The organism is Petroclostridium xylanilyticum (genome assembly GCF_002252565.1).
Classification (GTDB): domain Bacteria; phylum Bacillota; class Clostridia; order SK-Y3; family SK-Y3; genus Petroclostridium; species Petroclostridium xylanilyticum.
In genome coordinates this window covers 120162-138620 of sequence record NZ_NPML01000018.1, presented here as the reverse complement: position 1 = coordinate 138620, position 18459 = coordinate 120162, and the positions used below count along the sequence as shown (strand labels likewise).

General features: G+C 36.6%; 16 protein-coding genes and 2 pseudogenes. All 18 read left to right on the top strand.

Annotated features, from left to right (window positions below; all coding sequences use genetic code 11):
* The first annotated feature begins 3 nt into the window (after positions 1-3).
* Positions 4-297, top strand: coding sequence for a citrate lyase acyl carrier protein (citD, locus tag CIB29_RS10620; RefSeq protein WP_094549533.1), 294 nt, complete (start codon positions 4-6; stop codon positions 295-297).
* Complete coding sequence (citE, locus tag CIB29_RS10615; RefSeq protein WP_094549531.1) at positions 298-1200, top strand: citrate (pro-3S)-lyase subunit beta; 903 nt, start codon at positions 298-300, stop codon at positions 1198-1200.
* The gene (citF, locus tag CIB29_RS10610) at positions 1193-2755 is read left to right on the top strand and encodes a citrate lyase subunit alpha (RefSeq protein ID WP_094549529.1); all 1563 of its coding nucleotides are present in this window, start codon (positions 1193-1195) and stop codon (positions 2753-2755) included. Before citE ends, citF begins: the two co-directional genes overlap by 8 nt.
* A complete protein-coding gene (gene citX, locus CIB29_RS10605; protein ID WP_094549527.1) occupies positions 2752-3285 on the top strand; it encodes a citrate lyase holo-[acyl-carrier protein] synthase in 534 nt (177 codons plus the stop codon). Before citF ends, citX begins: the two co-directional genes overlap by 4 nt.
* 180 nt (positions 3286-3465) lie before the next feature.
* A complete protein-coding gene (locus tag CIB29_RS10600) occupies positions 3466-4488 on the top strand; it encodes a Bug family tripartite tricarboxylate transporter substrate binding protein (protein ID WP_094549525.1) in 1023 nt (340 codons plus the stop codon).
* A gap of 85 nt (positions 4489-4573) precedes the next feature.
* Positions 4574-5038 (top strand): tripartite tricarboxylate transporter TctB family protein, encoded by a 465-nt coding sequence (locus tag CIB29_RS10595; RefSeq protein WP_157910273.1) that lies wholly within the window; start codon positions 4574-4576, stop codon positions 5036-5038.
* A gap of 29 nt (positions 5039-5067) precedes the next feature.
* Positions 5068-6570: a tripartite tricarboxylate transporter permease gene (locus CIB29_RS10590; RefSeq protein ID WP_094549521.1), complete on the top strand. Its 1503-nt coding sequence runs from the start codon at positions 5068-5070 to the stop codon at positions 6568-6570.
* Positions 6571-6669: 99 nt separating this feature from the next.
* Positions 6670-7545 carry a triphosphoribosyl-dephospho-CoA synthase CitG gene (citG, locus tag CIB29_RS10585; protein ID WP_094549519.1) on the top strand — a complete coding sequence of 292 codons (876 nt, stop codon included), beginning with the start codon at positions 6670-6672 and terminating at the stop codon, positions 7543-7545.
* A 99-nt stretch (positions 7546-7644) separates the two neighbouring features.
* Positions 7645-7992, top strand: coding sequence for an IS200/IS605 family transposase (gene tnpA, locus CIB29_RS10580; protein WP_094549517.1), 348 nt, complete (start codon positions 7645-7647; stop codon positions 7990-7992).
* A 56-nt stretch (positions 7993-8048) separates the two neighbouring features.
* Positions 8049-8663, top strand: a pseudogene (locus tag CIB29_RS10575) (RNA-guided endonuclease TnpB family protein); the annotation flags it as partial.
* A gap of 183 nt (positions 8664-8846) precedes the next feature.
* On the top strand, positions 8847-9239 hold the full coding sequence (locus tag CIB29_RS10570; RefSeq protein ID WP_094549513.1) for a 23S rRNA (pseudouridine(1915)-N(3))-methyltransferase RlmH: 393 nt from the start codon (positions 8847-8849) through the stop codon (positions 9237-9239).
* A 178-nt stretch (positions 9240-9417) separates the two neighbouring features.
* Positions 9418-9945 (top strand): hypothetical protein, encoded by a 528-nt coding sequence (locus tag CIB29_RS10565; RefSeq protein ID WP_094549511.1) that lies wholly within the window; start codon positions 9418-9420, stop codon positions 9943-9945.
* A gap of 417 nt (positions 9946-10362) precedes the next feature.
* Positions 10363-10977, top strand: a pseudogene (locus CIB29_RS10560) (RNA-guided endonuclease TnpB family protein); the annotation flags it as partial.
* 201 nt (positions 10978-11178) lie between these two features.
* Positions 11179-12912, top strand: coding sequence for a phospho-sugar mutase (locus CIB29_RS10555; protein WP_094549507.1), 1734 nt, complete (start codon positions 11179-11181; stop codon positions 12910-12912).
* 235 nt (positions 12913-13147) lie between these two features.
* Entirely contained in the window at positions 13148-14437 is a 1290-nt protein-coding gene (locus CIB29_RS10550) for a GumC family protein (protein WP_094549505.1), read from the top strand.
* A 9-nt stretch (positions 14438-14446) separates the two neighbouring features.
* Positions 14447-14878, top strand: a complete 432-nt coding sequence (mntA, locus tag CIB29_RS10545; protein WP_094549503.1) for a type VII toxin-antitoxin system MntA family adenylyltransferase antitoxin — start codon at positions 14447-14449, stop codon at positions 14876-14878.
* Positions 14871-15287 (top strand): type VII toxin-antitoxin system HepT family RNase toxin, encoded by a 417-nt coding sequence (hepT, locus tag CIB29_RS10540; RefSeq protein ID WP_094549501.1) that lies wholly within the window; start codon positions 14871-14873, stop codon positions 15285-15287. The genes mntA and hepT overlap by 8 nt, the downstream gene beginning before the upstream one ends.
* A gap of 20 nt (positions 15288-15307) precedes the next feature.
* Complete coding sequence (locus CIB29_RS10535; RefSeq protein ID WP_094549498.1) at positions 15308-18358, top strand: O-antigen ligase family protein; 3051 nt, start codon at positions 15308-15310, stop codon at positions 18356-18358.
* Positions 18359-18459 lie beyond the last annotated feature (101 nt).

Sequence of the window (18459 nt, the reverse complement as noted above, 5' to 3'; positions counted from 1 at the left end):
ACCATGAAGATAGTAAATCCTGCAGTTGCCGGGACAATGGAATCAAGTGATATTATCATTTCCGTAGAACCAAACGAAGGAAAAGGTATTGAAATCGAACTTAAAAGCGTTGTTGAAAATCAGTTTGGCAATCAGGTAAGAAAAGTTATCAAGGAAACACTCGAAGAATTAGGAGTAGAAGATGTTCTGGTGAGAGCTAACGATAAGGGAGCTCTTGACTGCACCATAAAAGCAAGAGTGTCAACAGCTGTATACAGGGCTGCTGAAAATACAGAGTACAAGTGGGGGGAGAGATAAATGGGGCGATTAAGAAGGACAATGCTTTATGTGCCCGGCAATAATCCCGGGATGATTAGAGATGTTCATATCTACGGATCAGATTCTATTATGTTTGATCTGGAAGATTCAGTATCAATTAAAGAAAAGGATGCAGCAAGGTTTTTAGTATTCCACGCCTTAAAGACATTTGACTATGGAACTGCTGAAACAGTTGTACGTGTAAACGGGCTCGACACTCCATACGGCAGAGAAGATTTTGAGGCAATTGTAAGGGCAAAGCCTGATGTAATCCGTTTGCCAAAAACAGAAAAGCCTGAGGATGTAGAAGAAGCTGATAAATTAATAACAAAGATAGAAAAAGAGGTTGGCATAGAACCTGGAACCATAAAACTTTTTGCAGCAATTGAAAGCGCGCTGGGAGTAATCAATGCTTACAAAATAGCTGTGGCAAGCCCCAGACTAGTAGGTATAGCGCTAGGAGCTGAAGATTTTGTAACCGATTTAAAAACAACCCGCTCTCTTGAAGGGATTGAGCTTTTAACTGCAAGAAACCAGATTGTACTGGCAGCGAGAGCGGCAGGAATAGCGGCAATTGATACTGTTTTTTCAGATGTAAATGATGAAGAAGGTTTTATAAATGAAGTAAAACTGATAAAGCAGTTAGGATTTGATGGAAAATCAATTATCAACCCAAGACAAATTGAACCTGTAAACAGGATATTCACACCTACACAAGAGGAAATAAAAAAATCCCTGCGAATTATGCAGGCAATAAAAGAAGCAGAAGCAAAAGGTTCCGGAGTTATAAGTCTTGACGGGAAAATGATTGATAAGCCAATTGTTGAAAGAGCGCGTAGAGTGCTTGAATTAGCTGAAGCTGCGAGAGTAAATGTAGACAATGAGGTGATGGAAAATGCTTAACGAAACAGGCAGAGAAATACCTGAAGAAATATCAGGATTGGGAAAGTTGACACCTTACAGGAAAAAATACGTTGACGGACAGGCAAAGGATACAAGAAGCCTTAAAGAGCATCAGGCTTCCCATCATATAAAAAAGCTGGTGCCTACATTGGAAAAAGCCATTGTGGAAGCAGGCTTAAAAGATGGAATGACTATATCCTTCCACCACCATTTCAGAAATGGCGACTATGTAGTCAACATGGTATTGGATGTCATTTCAAAGATGGGGATTAAAGACCTGGTTTTAGCAGCCAGTTCATTATCAGAAGTACATGCTCCTGTTATTGAACATATAAAGAATGGAGTAATCAGGAGAATTGAAACAAGCGGACTAAGAGGACCTCTGGCAGAAGCAATTTCAGATGGGCTTATGAATATTCCGGTAAGGTTCAGGTCTCATGGAGGAAGAGCCAGAGCCATAAGCAATGGGGAGCTTCCCATAGACGTAGCATTTTTAGGAGTACCATCGTGCGACCCTTATGGAAATGCAAACGGATATTCAAGAGAAAGTAATGCGGCATCCGTATGCGGCTCACTAGGATATGCTAAAGTCGACGCCCAGTATGCAAATAAAGTAATACTGCTGACAGACAATATTGTAGGATACCCCAATGTTCCGTTTGGAATTCCGCAGTCACATGTTGATTATATAGTAAAAGTGGATGCCATAGGCGACCCAAAAGGGATTATGTCAGGGGCAACCAGATTCACAAGTAATCCTAGAGACCTTCTAATTGCACAGCATGCAGCAAATGTTATAGAAGCCTCAGGATATTTCCAAGATGGTTTCTCACTGCAGACAGGCTCTGGAGGAGCATCGCTGGCAACTACAAGGTTTTTAAGAGAAAAAATGCTTGCAAAAGGCATTAAAGCAAGCTTTGCATTAGGAGGCATCACAGGCCAGATTGTAAAACTCCACGAAGAAGGGCTTATAAAAAAGCTGCTAGATGTACAGAGTTTCGACCTTATAGCGGCAGAATCACTTAAAAATAACAGATACCATGCACAAATAGACGCATCATACTATGCAAACCCTGACCATGAAGGAAGCGCGGTAAACCAGCTCGATATAGTTGTGCTCAGCGCATTGGAAATAGACGTAGACTTCAACGTAAATGTATTAACAGGATCTGACGGTGTTATAAGAGGTGCAATAGGAGGACATCCTGACACTGCTGCAGGAGCAGCTGTATCAATTATTGTAGCGCCGCTTATAAGAGGCAGAATGCCTACTATATTAGACAAAGTAAACACAATCGTTACACCTGGTCATACAGTAGATATTCTTGTTACCGATCAGGGAATTGCAGTTAATCCTTTAAGACAGGATTTATTATACAACTTGAAAGCAGCAAAAATGCCTGTTTGCACCATAGAAGAACTAAAAGCAAAGGCTGAAAGAGTAGTAGGGAAGCCTGAGCCCATAAAGGTTGAAGACAATGTAGTTGGAATTGTAGACTACAGGGATGGCTCTGTTATAGACGTGATAAGGCAGGTAAAAAGGGAGAGAGCATGATGACTCAAGTAAAAGAGGTATCATTGGAAGATCTTCTTTTAGCCAGGGAACAGAGGGCGCAAAAACAAAAAGAATTAATTGAAAGGCATAAAGCCGGGCTGATATCTTTTACGGTGAATATTCCAGGGAATAACAAAGACTCTCAATTAAGCAGAAGAATCTTTGACGCAGGTTTAAGCGCCATAAAAAGGGGATTTCAGTTAAACGGAATAAAGATAATTCATGAGGAAGCGAACTATAAATTTACCGGTGCAGAGGCGTTTGTTTCAGTAGATGCTGATGAAATTCAAATTAAAAAAATTTGTGTAGAGATTGAAGAAAATCATCCAATGGGAAGGCTTTTTGACATTGACGTTATTGACAGAAAATGCAACCTGATTCAGAGAGATACTCTTAAAAAACGTAAAAGAAAGTGTTTGTTGTGCGAAGAAGATGCATATAGCTGTGCACGCAGCAAAAAGCATAGATTAGAAGAATTGCTTTTTAAAATCAAAGAAATTGCTGATGAATATTTCAAAAATGCAGGTTAATTTATAATATTCATTATCTGTCTACAGTTTTTCTTTCAGAATTAAATGGCAGCATTTTGATCGTGTCTATTAAGTTAGGCTAAAACACTTGAAGAAAGGAGGGAAAATAGATTAGGTGATTAAATTCTGCCATATTATATGCAATAAAAATCATATTATGTAAATTAAAGGGGGATTCTCATGACTTTTAAGAAATTAGGTTTAACTACCATTACAGCTGCATTGGCATTATCAATGCTGGTTTCCGGCTGTGGCAAGTCTGCAGCAAAGCAGGGAGGACAAAAAGAAGTAAAATATCCTACAAAGACAATGGAATTTATAGCACCTGCCGGAGCGGGCGGCGGATGGGATTTAACAATCCGTTCAGTAGCAAAAACATTGCAGGATACAAAACTGGTATCCGTACCTATGCCTGTAACAAATAAGCCGGGTGGAGGCGGCGGTGTAGCGCTTTCCTACCTGCAGGAGAAAAAAGGCAGTGATACTATATTAAGCGTATACTCACCACCGCTTCTCCTTATAAATCTAAATGGTTCTACAAAATTAAGCTATAAGGATACAACACCTATTGCCAGATTAATTGCTGATTATGGTGCATTTGCAGTAGGAAAGAATTCAAAATATAAGACAATTAACGAAGTAATGGATGCCTTGAAGAATAATCCGAAAAGTGTAAAAATCGGCGGAACTTCAGCTGCCGGAAGCATGGATCATTTGCAGTTCCTTAAAATAGCTAAAGCTGCAGGTGTAAAAGATTTGAAGGCAATAGATTATGTCAGCTTCCAGGATGGTACAGCTTCTGCTCAGCTTATGGGTGGGCATGTGGATCTGATTTCAATAGGATTGGCAGATATCAGAGCCCTCATTGAAAGCGGAGATATTAAAGTTCTTGCAACAACTGCAGACAAACGTGTAGGAGAAGGTGTGTTTAAAGAAATACCTACTTGCAAGGAACAGGGCATAAATGAAACATTTGTAAACTGGAGAGGATTATTCGGTGCACCGGGAATGCCTGAGTATGCAGTGAAGTACTGGTCTGAAACACTTAAGAAAATGTCGGAAACATCTGAATGGAAAGAACTTTGCAAAAAGAACGGTTGGGACATAGTATATTCTGACGGGCAGGAATTTGCAAGTTTCCTTGATAAGACAAATGAAGAATATAAAGCATTGCTGCAGGAAATAGGCATGCTGAAGAACTAATCGGTTGGCTGGAAGCAAAATTTTAATCATTTAAGAGGCTGGTAATCCAGTCTCTTAAATGATTTAATTAACGGGAGGTATTATAGTGAATACTGGTTCAATAACAGGAATTGTTACTATAGCATTCGGCATAGTATATAGTATTCTTGCTTACAATATGGAAAGACCCAGTATAGGAAATCCTTTGGAACCGATGATGTTTCCATTGATACTGGGAATTTGCATGATAATATGCGGAATATTGCTTTTTGTTGGAGAAGTCAGAAAGAAAGAACAGAAAAAAGTTGAAAAAGATAGTGCCAAAAAGGGACTTTCATACGATACAAAATTGATTATATATACTTGCGCAGTAAGCTTGATATATGCTTTCCTATTTGAAGAAATAGGATATGTGCTGTCAACTACTTTGTTTATGTGTGCAATGTTATTTGCGCTTAATGGCAAAGAACAGTGGAAAACAAATATAGCAGTTGCTCTTGGTTTCAGTATCGGTGTATATATAGTTTTCATGAAGTTTTTATCGATACCGCTTCCAATGATGCCTTTTTAGAAATTTGAGATTTGGGGTGAAATAATAAGATGGATACAATATTGCACAATTTGCTGATAGGATTTCAAGAAGCTTTAACTCCAATGAATATACTGTGGGTAACTTTAGGAGGAGTTCTTGGTACGATAATCGGCATGCTTCCCGGCCTAGGACCTGCGACCGGCGTAGCCGTACTTCTGCCTCTGACATATACAATGGGACCTACTGCTGCACTCATTACCATGTGCGGTGTGTATTATGGAGCAATGTTTGGAGGTTCAAGAAGTTCTATTTTGATAAACACACCCGGAGACGGTGCTGCAATAGCAGCTACATTTGACGGGTACCCTATGACATTGAACGGCAGGGCAGAAGCTGCCCTTGCTATTTCAGCCATAGCCTCCTTTATAGGCGGAATGATTTCAGTTATATTTATGATATTTCTGGCAACTCCGGTAGCAAAATTTGCGTTGAAGTTCGGACCTGCTGAATATTGTCTGCTCATGCTGGCAGCATTGTCGATGACTGCCTCCATGACTAAAGGAAATGTTATACGCGGATTTATATCAATGTTTTTTGGATTGGCAATATCCACTGTAGGGCTTGATGCTCAATCAGGTGTAGCACGTTTTACTTTTGGTTCTATGGATCTGCAATCAGGAATTGACTTTTTAACAGTTATTATTGCCATGTATGCTTTAGGAGAGGTATTCAAGTGCTTCAGGGACATCAAAGAAGGAAAGAAAAAGATGCAGACTAAATTCGGCAAGATATGGATAACAAAGGAAGATTGGAAGAGAACATGGCTTCCGATTCTCAGAAGCACTCCGATAGGATTTGTAATTGGCGCTCTTCCCGGTGCAGGAGGAACAATGGCTTCTTTGGTTGCCTATAATAATGAGAAGCAGATGTCAAAAGATCCTGATGCATTTGGAAAGGGAGAAATTATTGGACTTGCAGCGCCGGAAGCCGCAAATAATGCCGCTTCAGTGGGAGCTCTTATCCCGATGATGTCACTTGGAATACCGGGTTCCGGTACTACAGCAGTTATGATGGGAGCTTTGTTAATGTTGGGGCTTCAGCCCGGACCTCTGCTTTTTGAAAAGAATCCTGAAATTGCATGGGGACTTATAGCAAGTATGGTTGTTGGAAATATTATCCTGGCTGTTATAAATATCCCTATGGCAGGTGCTTTGGTAAGGGTTCTGGCAATACCGCCGAAGATTTTGTATCCTATTGTGCTCGGACTGGCGTTCATAGGCACATACGCTATCAGCAACAGTGTAACAGACTTCTATATTATGATTATATTTGGTATAATAGGATACTTTATGCAAAAAGCTAAGATAGATTCATCTCCTATGATTCTGGCGGTTATAGTAGGAAATACCATGGAAGTATCTTTCAGGCAGGCTCTTGTACTATCCAACGGCAGCTATAGCATATTTGTAGGTTCACCGATTGCAGTGGTGCTGCTTATTGCTACAATAGCATGCGTGCTCTTCCCATTTATAAAGACACTGCCTGTATTTAGAAAGAAAGCTGCTGCATAATAAGATGTTTAATTTAAGAAGGTACTGAAGCATACTATGATATGTTAAGTACCTTCTCTTTTTAAAAAGGTAAAAAATCTGATATAAGGAATTGATTAAATGACTGCCAATTTTGACATATGCGAACAAATAAGCCAATATGCTGTAGAATCCCTGCTCTATGAGGTTTCTGCCACTCCTAAGCCGGGATTGGTGGACAGGCGGAATGCAGGCGCCCATAAGGACATGGATTATTTCACATTCATGTCAAGTACTGCGGCGCTGGCTCATTACTTCTACAAATCCGCTGTTCTTGGAGCAGAGGCTGCTCAGAAAGATCCTGCAGATTTGTTCAACAATCTAAGGGCTTTGGGTATAGAAGCAGAAAAAAGAATGTTTGAAGCCACAGGTGGAGTTAATACCCACAAAGGGCTTGTTTTCTCTCTCGGAATTATTTGTGCCGCTGCTGCAAGCTGTTATTTTGAAAATAACGGAAGCAAGCTTGATTGTGAAATAATCAGCAGCAAAATAATAAAAATGACTCGAGGACTGTCAGAGAGGGAATTAACTGCCAGTCAGAATAAAGAAAAGATGACCTATGGAGAAAAAATTTATAAAAAGTATGGAATAAAAGGCATAAGGGGAGAAGCTGAAAGCGGGTATTCTACAGTACTTAGCACATCTCTGCCTGTAATGCGTGAACTTGTAAATTCAAGGGCAGCAGATATAAATGATATTTTAGTGCAGGTTCTTCTTTATCTAATGACTGTATCTGAAGATACAAATGTAATTGCCAGACATGATCTTTGCATCCTTGAGTATGTAAAAGAGTATGCAAGACGTGCACTAAGCCTAGGAGGCATATTTACGGAGGAAGGCAGAAAGATTATATACGAGATGGATGAGGACTTTATTAAGAAAAATATCAGTCCAGGAGGCTCAGCAGACTTGCTGGCTGTGACAGTAATGTTTTATCTGCTGGAGAGTATGAAGTGAAGAAGTCGCCCACTTCTATAAGTGGGTGATGAATGTCGCTTGACAATTCCTTCCTTTGCGATATAATCAGTATTATAAGGAAGGAGTTTAGGAAAATCAATGAAACTTGATAGCAATAATCATTCAGTATTCTTACTATATTACCATCTTGTATTAGTGACTAAATACAGAAGAAAAGTAATAAATGATGCTATATCCAACAGACTAAAGGAAATGTTTGTACAAATACAAAAGAATTACAATATCACCTTGCAAGAATGGAATCACGATAAAGACCATGTGCATATATTATTCAAAGCACATCCTAATACAGAATTATCTAAGTTTATAAATGCGTATAAAAGTGCCTCCTCAAGAATAATAAAAAAAGAATTTCCAGAAATAAAGCAACAACTATGGAAAGAATATTTTTGGTCAAGAAGTTTCTGTTTACTTACAACAGGTTGAGCACCAATTGAAGTAATAAAAAAATACATAGAAAATCAAAGGGAGGAGGTGTAGATGTGCTTAAAGCCTATAAATATAGGATATCCCCAACAAAAGAACAACAAGAATATTTTGCTAAAGTATTTGGTTGTGTAAGATTTATATACAACAAAATGCTATCAGATAAAATAGATTATTATAAACAAACAGGAAAAATGATAAAAACAACTCCTGCAAAATATAAAAAAGAATATCCTTTTCTAAGAGAAGTAGATAGTTTAGCCCTTGCTAATGCTCAACTTAATTTAGAAAAAGCATATAACAACTTTTTTAGGGATAAAAGTATAGGTTTTCCAAAATTCAAGAAGAAAAAAGGATATCAATCTTACACAACAAATAATCAAAATGGGACAGTAAGTATAGATAATGGATACTTAAAGATACCAAAGTTGAAAACAAAAATAAAGATAAAACAACACAGGCAATTTGAAGGGATTAAAAAATCAGTAACTATATCTAAAACACCAACAGGTAAATATTATGTTTCGGTATTGGCGGAAGCAGAAATTCAAACTTTACCTAAAGTAGATAATAGGGTAGGAATAGATTTAGGGTTGAGGGAATGGGAATGTTCAAATTGCCATACAAAACATGATAGGGATATAAATGCAGCAAAAAATCTACTAAAATTAGCCATGTAATATGGTCAATATGGGGATGGAACAGCCCTTTGAGCGTGGGTAATCTGGCAAGGTAGCTTGCCTTGACCACGAAGCTACCACCTCTATAGGTGGGGGTAGTTCACAGTGCTCTTACCCATTGTCAATTAGTGATATAATTTATCTGATATTTTACACTATCGATAGGGAGAGAGTATGAAGATTAGAATTATTAACACAGAAAAGATAAAAGAAAAATATGTTAAAGATGCTATACAGGAATATACTAAACGTTTAAGCGCATACTGCAAAGTAGAATATGTAGAAGCGAAAAATCCGACCAAAGAAATAACCGATAAATCATATGTAATTAAAATCGATAAAGATGGTGAGCAACTGTCTTCTGAACAATTAGCGGGGAAAATTGCGCAGTTGGGTGTAAGTGGTAATAGTAATATTACTATATTTATAGGTGTGGATAATATCGAAGCAGACTATGTATTATCTATTTCTCGGATGGATATTGATATTAATATATTGTTGATTATTATTTATGAACAAATTTACAGGTCCTACCGCATTATACATAATGCTCCTTATCACAAATAGAGCAGTTTGTTAAAATAAAATCATTATGTAGTTAAAATATACAGTAAATAACTACCATAAGAAGATTATATAGTGATTAAAATATTATACTATGATGTATAAATTTTGATATAATGATTTTATAGGGAGATAAGATATAAATTAATATATTAAAAAAGGTTTATTGTGGGGGACAAGTATGGATATTGATAAAAAGATGGGTGAGATAATAAGTATATTAAAAGGAATAAGTAATTATGATGTTGATGGTTTTGTAAATCAGTTATATTATTGGGTTAAAGAGTTAGAGTTTTTCTATAATAATGTAGTACCAAAGCAAGGTGGAGACCCAGCAAGGGCTTTTTATAAAGTAAAACCTTCACAGCGCCCTAAAGAAGGACAAGTTGCATATTTTAATTTGCGTAGAGGATATCCTAAAGAGACTTATGATGGACATTATTGTTATATTTTAAAAGACTATGGCTTTAAATATTTAGTTATTCCAACAACTTCTGTAAAAGAAGATTCTTCAAGCATGGACGAAAGATTTGAAATTGATATAAAATTAAAAGGATTTGAAAACGATAGATATACTAGATTACATATTGATGATATGAGAGTTGTAGACATACAAAGGTTAAACGAAAAAAAGAAAATATATGAACTTCAGGAGGATATTAATAAAGTTAGCGAAGTTAATGAAAAAATTAAAAAATTATTATTCTAGTTGACTTTTTCTAGTATATTGCATATAATTATAGTAGAAAATATAAATGAACTCTTAAGTGAGCAAATTTCGTAGAACCCTTGAATGGGTAAATTTAACTTGTAATTTCAAAGAACCCTTAAATGGGCAAATTTTATATATTTAAAAGAAAGAAAGGACCAGTTGGTCTTTTCTTTTTTGTATATATAATGATATTTTATCAGAAACTATTTAACAAGATGTATACAGAGTCTTTAATGGCTTCTGCTATAAAGTGTAATACAACTAGCAGAAGTAATTGGCTTAGGTTAAAAAATGAAAAGTGAAATTACTTTATTCTTATCATATAATGAATAGTCATGTATTTAGTAATACACGGTGAGCACCAATTGAAGTAATAAAAAAATACATAGAAAATCAAAGGGAGGAGGTGTAGATGTGCTTAAAGCCTATAAATATAGGATATCCCCAACAAAAGAACAACAAGAATATTTTGCTAAAGTATTTGGTTGTGTAAGATTTATATACAACAAAATGCTATCAGATAAAATAGATTATTATAAACAAACAGGAAAAATGATAAAAACAACTCCTGCAAAATATAAAAAAGAATATCCTTTTCTAAGAGAAGTAGATAGTTTAGCCCTTGCTAATGCTCAACTTAATTTAGAAAAAGCATATAACAACTTTTTTAGGGATAAAAGTATAGGTTTTCCAAAATTCAAGAAGAAAAAAGGATATCAATCTTACACAACAAATAATCAAAATAGGACAGTAAGTATAGATAATGGATACTTAAAGATACCAAAGTTGAAAACAAAAATAAAGATAAAACAACACAGGCAATTTGAAGGGATTATAAAATCAGTAACTATATCTAAAACACCAACAGGTAAATATTATGTTTCGGTATTGGCGGAAGCAGAAATTCAAACTTTACCTAAAGTAGATAATAGGGTAGGAATAGATTTAGGGTTGAGGGAATGGGAATGTTCAAATTGCCATACAAAACATGATAGGGATATAAATGCAGCAAAAAATCTACTAAAATTAGCCATGTAATATGGTCAATATGGGGATGGAACAGCCCTTTGAGCGTGGGTAATCTGGCAAGGTAGCTTGCCTTGACCACGAAGCCACCACCTCTATAGGTGGGGGTAGTTCACCCTAGACAAAATTAGGAAAATAATGTATTATAGTCAGTGGAAAAGCAAATACTAATCAGACGATTAAATACAGACAGGAGGTTAACACATGAACTGCATGGAAACCTACAAATATTGGCTTCAAAGCCCATACGTTGATGAAGAAACAAAAGCAGAATTAAGAGAGATAGAAAATAATGAAAAAGAAATAGAAGAAAGATTCTACACAAACCTGGCCTTTGGTACGGGAGGACTCAGAGGTATCATCGGCGCCGGGACCAACCGCATGAACAAATACACTGTACGTAAGGCTACCCAGGGACTAGCTGCATATATAACCAGACAGGGAGAAGAAGCAAAGAAAAGAGGGGTAGCCATCGCCTATGACTCAAGATACAGGTCGCCTGAATTTGCTATGGAATCCGCAAAGGTGCTGGCTGCAAATGGTATTAAAGCCTATGTGTTTGACGAACTCCGGCCAACTCCTGAATTATCTTTTGCAGTAAGAGAGCTGAAAGCAATTGCCGGTATCGTAATTACCGCCAGCCATAACCCGGCAAAATATAACGGCTATAAGGTCTACTGGGAAGACGGCGGACAACTTCCACCCGAAAGTGCTGATGCAGTACTTGAAGTAATCAATTCTATAGATATTTTTACCGATGTAAAGACAATGGATGAAGAAGAAGCAAAAAAACAGGGGTTCATTCAAATCATCGGAGAAGAAATAGACAGGAAGTATCTGGCTAAAGTTAAGGAACAAAGCATTAACCCTGAAATAGTAGCAAAAGTTGCTGATGACTTTAAAATAATATATACTCCTTTTCACGGAACAGGCAATAAGCCGGTTAGAAGGATTCTGGATATGATTGGCGTCAAAAATGTAATTGTAGTAAAAGAACAGGAGCAGCCTGACCCGGCATTTTCTACAGTCAAATCTCCTAATCCGGAAGAAAAAGAAGGCTTTGCCATTGCAATAGAAATGGCAAAAAAAGAAAATGTAGACCTTATCATCGGTACCGATCCTGACTGCGATCGTGTAGGTGTGGTAGTAAGAAATAAAGAAGGAGAATATGTTACCCTGACAGGTAATCAGACGGGAGTACTCCTCACCGAATATATATTATCACAGAAAAAAGAAAAAGGAACATTGCCGCTCAATGGAGTTATTATCAAGACAATTGTAACTACCGAGATGGCAAGAGCTGTTGCGCAGCATTACAATGTCGAAATCATTGATGTACTCACAGGCTTTAAATTTATCGGTGAAAAGATAAAAGAATTTGAAGAAAACGGAAACAGCAAACAATACGTCTTTGGCTTTGAAGAAAGCTATGGCTATCTTGCGGGAACCTATGCAAGAGATAAGGACGCTGTAGTAGCATCTATGTTAATTGCAGAAATGGCAGCATGGTATAAATCCAGAGGCATGTCCCTGTATGAAGGAATGCAGGAATTATATAATAAGTATGGAGTATATTTAGAAAGCCTCAAATCTATAACCCTTGAAGGTAAAGAGGGCATAGAAAAAATGAAAGCTATCATGGAGATGCTTAGAAAAGAGACGCCTAAAGAAATCAATGGTGTCAAAGTAACTGCACTAAGAGATTATAAAGTCGGTAAACGATATGATTTTGTAAATAATGCTCAAGAAGGAATTGACTTGCCTGAATCAGACGTACTTTACTTTGAATTAGAGGATAAGTCCTGGTTTGTAGTAAGACCATCAGGTACCGAGCCTAAGATAAAAATATATTTTTCAGTGGTGGCAGGCAATATCAAAGATGCTGAAAGTAAGATGCAAATTTTTAAGGATACAGTAATTACAAAGGTAAGAGGGTAAGATATAGAAGGTGTTCCTTTAAGATTAGAGGAACATCTTCTAATTTTATCAGCTTTTTATTATAAATTCATTGAAATATGTAAAATAATGATATAAAATGTAAAAAGTATCGAATGTTGTAATGTTTACACATGATATTGGTTCTATATGTGTATAAAAACACTGGCATTGTCCTGGCATATATGTTAAAATATCATTGGTTTTAAAATAAGAACGACTAACCAGGGGGTAAATCATGGAAGAAATAAGCCTGAGAGAATATGTAGAAGTCATACTGAGGGGAAAATGGATTATTGCAATCTTTACTGCTGTATGTATATTGTTAAGCAGCCTGTATGCCGTATTTATCATGGAACCTGTATATAATGCCAAAACTGTATTAATGGTATCTCCGGTAAACATAAAATCTGCAGAAGACAAAGAAAACAAATTTTCTGAACTGGTGGATTCTCTTTCTCAATACCCACAGATGACATTAGATACTTATAAGGAACAGATTAAAACCCCTGCGGTTTTAAATGCAGTTATCAAAGAATTAAAGCTTGATGAAAAATATGAAATGACGCGTTCAGACCTTGCATCCATCATTGAAGTCGAATCACCTAAAAATACGAACCTGATATATGTAAATGTAAAAAATGCTGACCCTCAACTTGCTGCAGATATTGCCAACGTTTTAAGCAATAAATATGTAGATTTTATTTCCGAAAAACTCCAGCAGCAGACCGGAAAGTCGGCAGAGTTTATCACAAAGCAGTTGGAAATGGAAAAACAGAACTTGGAGAAAGCAACACAGGAACTCACCGCTTTCCTGGCAAAACCAAGAGGTGTGGACGAATTAAAGCAGGAACTGAATTCCAAGCTTACACAGCTTACAGAGTTTAAGACAAAGATAACTCAAGTCAAGATCGATGTGGAATCTACAAGTGGTGCATTAGCCAAAGCCAGACAGGCGCTGGAAACAACGCCTAAAACCATAAAAACCACAAAATCATTGGCAAGCGATCCATTAATGTCGCAGGTAGCGGTAGAAAATTCCGGATCACAGCTTAAAAATCTGGCAGGCTTGCAAATGACCGATGAACAGTTAAATCCTGCGTACACAGATTTATTGACGGCTGTTAAAAATTATGAAATTACTTTAGCACAGTATACTACTCAATTAGATAGTCTGAAGAGGGAAATAGAGGCAAGACAAAAGGAAATAGAGCAATTGCAGGCAGAACTGGCAGAGAAAGAAAACCAGTTTGAAATCTTAAATCATGAAGTAGAATTGGCAAAGCAGACAAGAGATGCCTACCAGCAAAAGCTTAAAGAAGCAAATATTAAGCAATCGGCAGAAATAGGAAGATCCAGTGTAATCGTTGTATCTGATGCCCTGCCGCCGGCAAGACCGGTAAGCAATAAGAAACTTATTGTAGCCATAGCAGGCGTCTTAGGAATTATGATAAGCGTATTTGCCGTATTCTTTATGGAATACTGGAAAAGCAGCGGGAAAGACCTAGGTGTTCAAGTTGAGGGTTGAGGGATTGCAATGGGCGATGAAGAAAGAGAACAGATAATACAAAAAGTTAAAAACTATTTTAAGGATAAACATGAAGTAGTATTTGTATATATTTTTGGTTCTTATGCACGGCATAAAGAAACCGGATTGAGTGATGTGGACATTGCAATCTATTATGAAAATGATGAAATATCGCAAGATATAGAGGCGTATTTGTCTATAAAGGCGGAATTAAACAGACTGTTAAATAAAGAAGTTGACCTTGTCATTTTAAATACGGCAAAACCGCTTTTAAAAAGCAGAATTATCAATCATCATATTAAAATATTAAGCAGAAACCGTCTAGTTGAATCAGAATTCATGATACGCTCTCTTGGCGAGTATTTTGATGTAAAACCCTACCTTGATGCACAATATATAAATGTTATTACGACATTGAAAGAAGAGATAAAAAATGGTTGACCAAAGAATATTACAAAGAAAAATAGTGCAAATTAATGAATCCATACAGATGATTGCGGGATATGCACACCTTGGGTATGAGCAGTTTATAACTGATAAAGTTGTCCAAAATGTAGTTGAATATAATTTATTTATTATTATAAATCAAATGGCGGAGATCGCTAATCATATAGTTGTTGATAATGGTTACGGAACCATAGAAATGCTGAGTGATGGCTTTAGAATATTGAAACAGAAAGGATATATATCAGACAGCGAAGCTGCAACATACATCAAAATGGTTGGGTTTCGAAATATTATAGCACATCAGTATACCAGTCTGGATAAGAAAATAGTATATGATGTAATGAAAAATAAATTAGATGATATAAAAAAATTTCTTGTTATGCTGCATGATAATTTTATGTAATCAGGTTCGGGGGTTTCTCAATGCCAAACGTACAAAAGAAAACGCAAATTATCGCACAACTCAATATCGTTAGCGCACTAAGGACCATAATTTTAACAGGGCTTGCAATATTAATATTTTATCCGCCTTACGCAAGGGGATTATATTTTGATAAAGAGCTGCTTCCTTTTCATATAATGTCATTCTCTTTATTCATATTATTCTGGATCTATAAGTTTTTAAACAAAGACTATGCAGTATTCAAGACTCCATTGGACTATGCAGCCGCAGGAATGGTAGTTGTATATTTCCTGCCTATTGTGTTTACCCAGGCAGCCAATATGAGAATGGCTGTAGGGGAGTTGCTCAAGTACTGCAATTATTTTGCTATTTACCTTATCATAAGGGATACAGTAAAAAATAAGAAGGAATTATACACCCTTCTAAATATTATTGTAGCAAGTGCCGTTGGAATAGCACTTGTCGGAATTGATTCAGCAGCAGGAGAAAAAGTGGCAAGAGTAGTTGAAAATATAGTAAACGTACTTCCGGGGGTGAATTATAAGATTTTTGGGGGGTATACTTCCGGCAGAATCACATCAATGATCCAGTATGCGAATACACTGGCTTCTTACCTGCTGGCTGCCTTTATACTTTCAACCGGCTTAACCGTTTACACAAAAAATAAATTTTTAAAACATATATACACCGGAGCCTCCTTTATCTTATTATTGACTTTCATTTTTACTTATTCCCGTGGAGCATGGCTCCTTTTTCCGGCAGTTTATATATTATTCATCATCCTGCTGCGGGATGTATATCATGCGATAGAAGGTATACTTTACTCAGGTATTGCAGGTACTCTAACACTTGGTGCAGTGCCATTCTTTCATAAATTTGTAAATGCAAAAGACGTCGCAGGAATATGGAAAATAACGATAGGTGGAGCAGTTTTAGCAGTAATTCTTTCTTTTGCAATAGGATTTTTAGTAGAATTCCTGAAAAAATTCCGGAGAAAACATCTGGTAATAGCAGGAACAGTATTCATTGCAATAACTTTAATATCTATCGGGTCTTTAATAGGGTTTGCCCTTAATATAGAAAAACCTGTAGAACTGTCTCATGCCCAAAGTGAAAAAGATGGTACAAAGACTGTTGGCAAAGTAGTAGACGGTATCCAGTCCAATGTCGAGTACACCTTAAAATATGATATTGAATTTGATTCACCGGATGAAAAGAAATGGGCGTACAAGCTCATCATTGACAGCATTAATGCCGAGAAAAAAGTTCAAAACATTGTAGAAGCAACCAATATAGATTTACAAAATAATAAAGAATTAACTTTTAAAGCACTGGAAGATACCGAAAAGATTAATATAAAGATACAAAATCACTATGCCAATACCTATGTCAAACTGCAAAACGTGACACTGACCAACCATGCAAATAATCAGCAAAAAAAGGTAATATTCAGATACAAATATATACCCGATACAATTGTAGCAAGAATTAATGACATCAATACTGAAACGCAAAGCGTTACGGAAAGGGCAGTATTCTATAAGGATTCACTAAAGATCATAAAGGACAGGCCTGTCTTGGGAGCCGGTGGCGGCGGATGGGCTGCATTGAACTTTATGTACCAGTCCTATATGTACTGGTCCACCCAGGCCCATAACTACTTCATACAGGTGTGGATAGAAACCGGAACGTTGGGATTATTAGTACTTCTCTCTTTTGTAGGGCTGCTTCTATTCACTATTTACAGATTTAAGACGCAAAATAGAGAAGCAGGCGAAAATAGTATACTCGTTGCAACATTAGCTGCAGCGGTGCTATCCCTTTTAGCACACAGTGCCATAGACTTTGACCTGTCACTGGCAGCAGTATCCCTGATGCTGTGGGAGCTGATAGCATGCCTCATTCTTATAACAAAAGATCTATTTGAAATAAAACACTATACACTCAAACGGTATCGATATGAGATTGCAGGTGCAGGCATAGTTTCAGCTGCTATTCTTTTCGCAGTAATAAGCCTGCAAAGCGGTTATGCCAATGCACAAGCTGCTGTACAGAAGGTAAAGCAGAATGACCTGAAATCAGCCGTGAAATATTTTGAAAAAGCAGTAAAGCAAGATCCTTTTACTGCTTCCTATAAAATTGATTTGGCCAAGCTGTACAACAATCTATCGGTTAAAGAAAAAGATGGAAAAAAACAGGTAGTAAACCAAGAACAATTTGAAAATGCGGAAAAGATGGTACAGAAAGCCTTAAAACTGGAGCCGTACAATTCCCAGTTATATGCCCATGCAGCCTCCATTGCAATGGGGAGAGGAAAGATAGAGGAAGGCTTGAAGTATATAGATAAAGCTATACAGGTACAACCGCTTAGAGCACAAAACTACCAGCAAAAAGCCGATGTTTATTTCCAGATAGGGGTAAACAATCTCAATGCAAAAAAATACAATGAGGCCGAGAAGGCTTTTAAAGAAGTGTTGAATATTCCTGTGGTGATGAAGGAGATAAATAAGAAGATATTGAAGCCTATATCCCTTACGCCGGAAACGATGGAGTATATAGAAAGATCGGACTGGTTGCTGAGGAATTATAAAGATCCCGAGAGTGTAAGGAAGTTCAACAGACTGGTATTCAATGCGTATATGGATGCGGATACCAATGGGGATGGGCTGCCGGATTCATGGTGGTCTTGGAAAAATAAAGGATCACAATTGCAAATTAACATAATAAATGAGAATGCCATAAGAATTGCGAATACTGGAAATGTTGAAGGTATTGTACTTACAAGAAAATTTTCCTTACAACCGCAAAAAAAATATATGTTAGAAATGAAAATAAAGGGTGAGTTAGAAAGTGATAAAACCTTTGAAGTATTTATGATAAGTGAGAAAGGTGAGCAGGTACAATTTCGTGCTAATATTCTTAGACCGAATTTGTCTTGGGAAAAACATTATTTTGAATTTATCACTACTAAAGATATAAAGGATGGAAAACAATTTATTAGGTTTGATCATAATGGTAATGATAAAGGTTATGTAGAGATTTCAGATATAATGTTATACCAATTAGATTAAAAGTAAGTAGATAATCAATTAACCTAATAAACTTAAACTAAGTAATAAGTACAATGATTGTTAGAGGTTAAAGAATATTGATACTAATAAAGAAAATTATG

Coding starts and splice junctions, on each gene's coding strand:
- citD (WP_094549533.1), top strand. CDS start 4: ATGAAGATAGTAAATCCTGCAGTTGCCGGGACAATGGAATCAAGTGAT.
- citE (WP_094549531.1), top strand. CDS start 298: ATGGGGCGATTAAGAAGGACAATGCTTTATGTGCCCGGCAATAATCCC.
- citF (WP_094549529.1), top strand. CDS start 1,193: ATGCTTAACGAAACAGGCAGAGAAATACCTGAAGAAATATCAGGATTG.
- citX (WP_094549527.1), top strand. CDS start 2,752: ATGATGACTCAAGTAAAAGAGGTATCATTGGAAGATCTTCTTTTAGCC.
- CIB29_RS10600 (WP_094549525.1), top strand. CDS start 3,466: ATGACTTTTAAGAAATTAGGTTTAACTACCATTACAGCTGCATTGGCA.
- CIB29_RS10590 (WP_094549521.1), top strand. CDS start 5,068: ATGGATACAATATTGCACAATTTGCTGATAGGATTTCAAGAAGCTTTA.
- citG (WP_094549519.1), top strand. CDS start 6,670: ATGACTGCCAATTTTGACATATGCGAACAAATAAGCCAATATGCTGTA.
- tnpA (WP_094549517.1), top strand. CDS start 7,645: ATGAAACTTGATAGCAATAATCATTCAGTATTCTTACTATATTACCAT.
- CIB29_RS10570 (WP_094549513.1), top strand. CDS start 8,847: ATGAAGATTAGAATTATTAACACAGAAAAGATAAAAGAAAAATATGTT.
- CIB29_RS10565 (WP_094549511.1), top strand. CDS start 9,418: ATGGATATTGATAAAAAGATGGGTGAGATAATAAGTATATTAAAAGGA.
- CIB29_RS10555 (WP_094549507.1), top strand. CDS start 11,179: ATGAACTGCATGGAAACCTACAAATATTGGCTTCAAAGCCCATACGTT.
- CIB29_RS10550 (WP_094549505.1), top strand. CDS start 13,148: ATGGAAGAAATAAGCCTGAGAGAATATGTAGAAGTCATACTGAGGGGA.
- mntA (WP_094549503.1), top strand. CDS start 14,447: ATGGGCGATGAAGAAAGAGAACAGATAATACAAAAAGTTAAAAACTAT.
- hepT (WP_094549501.1), top strand. CDS start 14,871: ATGGTTGACCAAAGAATATTACAAAGAAAAATAGTGCAAATTAATGAA.
- CIB29_RS10535 (WP_094549498.1), top strand. CDS start 15,308: ATGCCAAACGTACAAAAGAAAACGCAAATTATCGCACAACTCAATATC.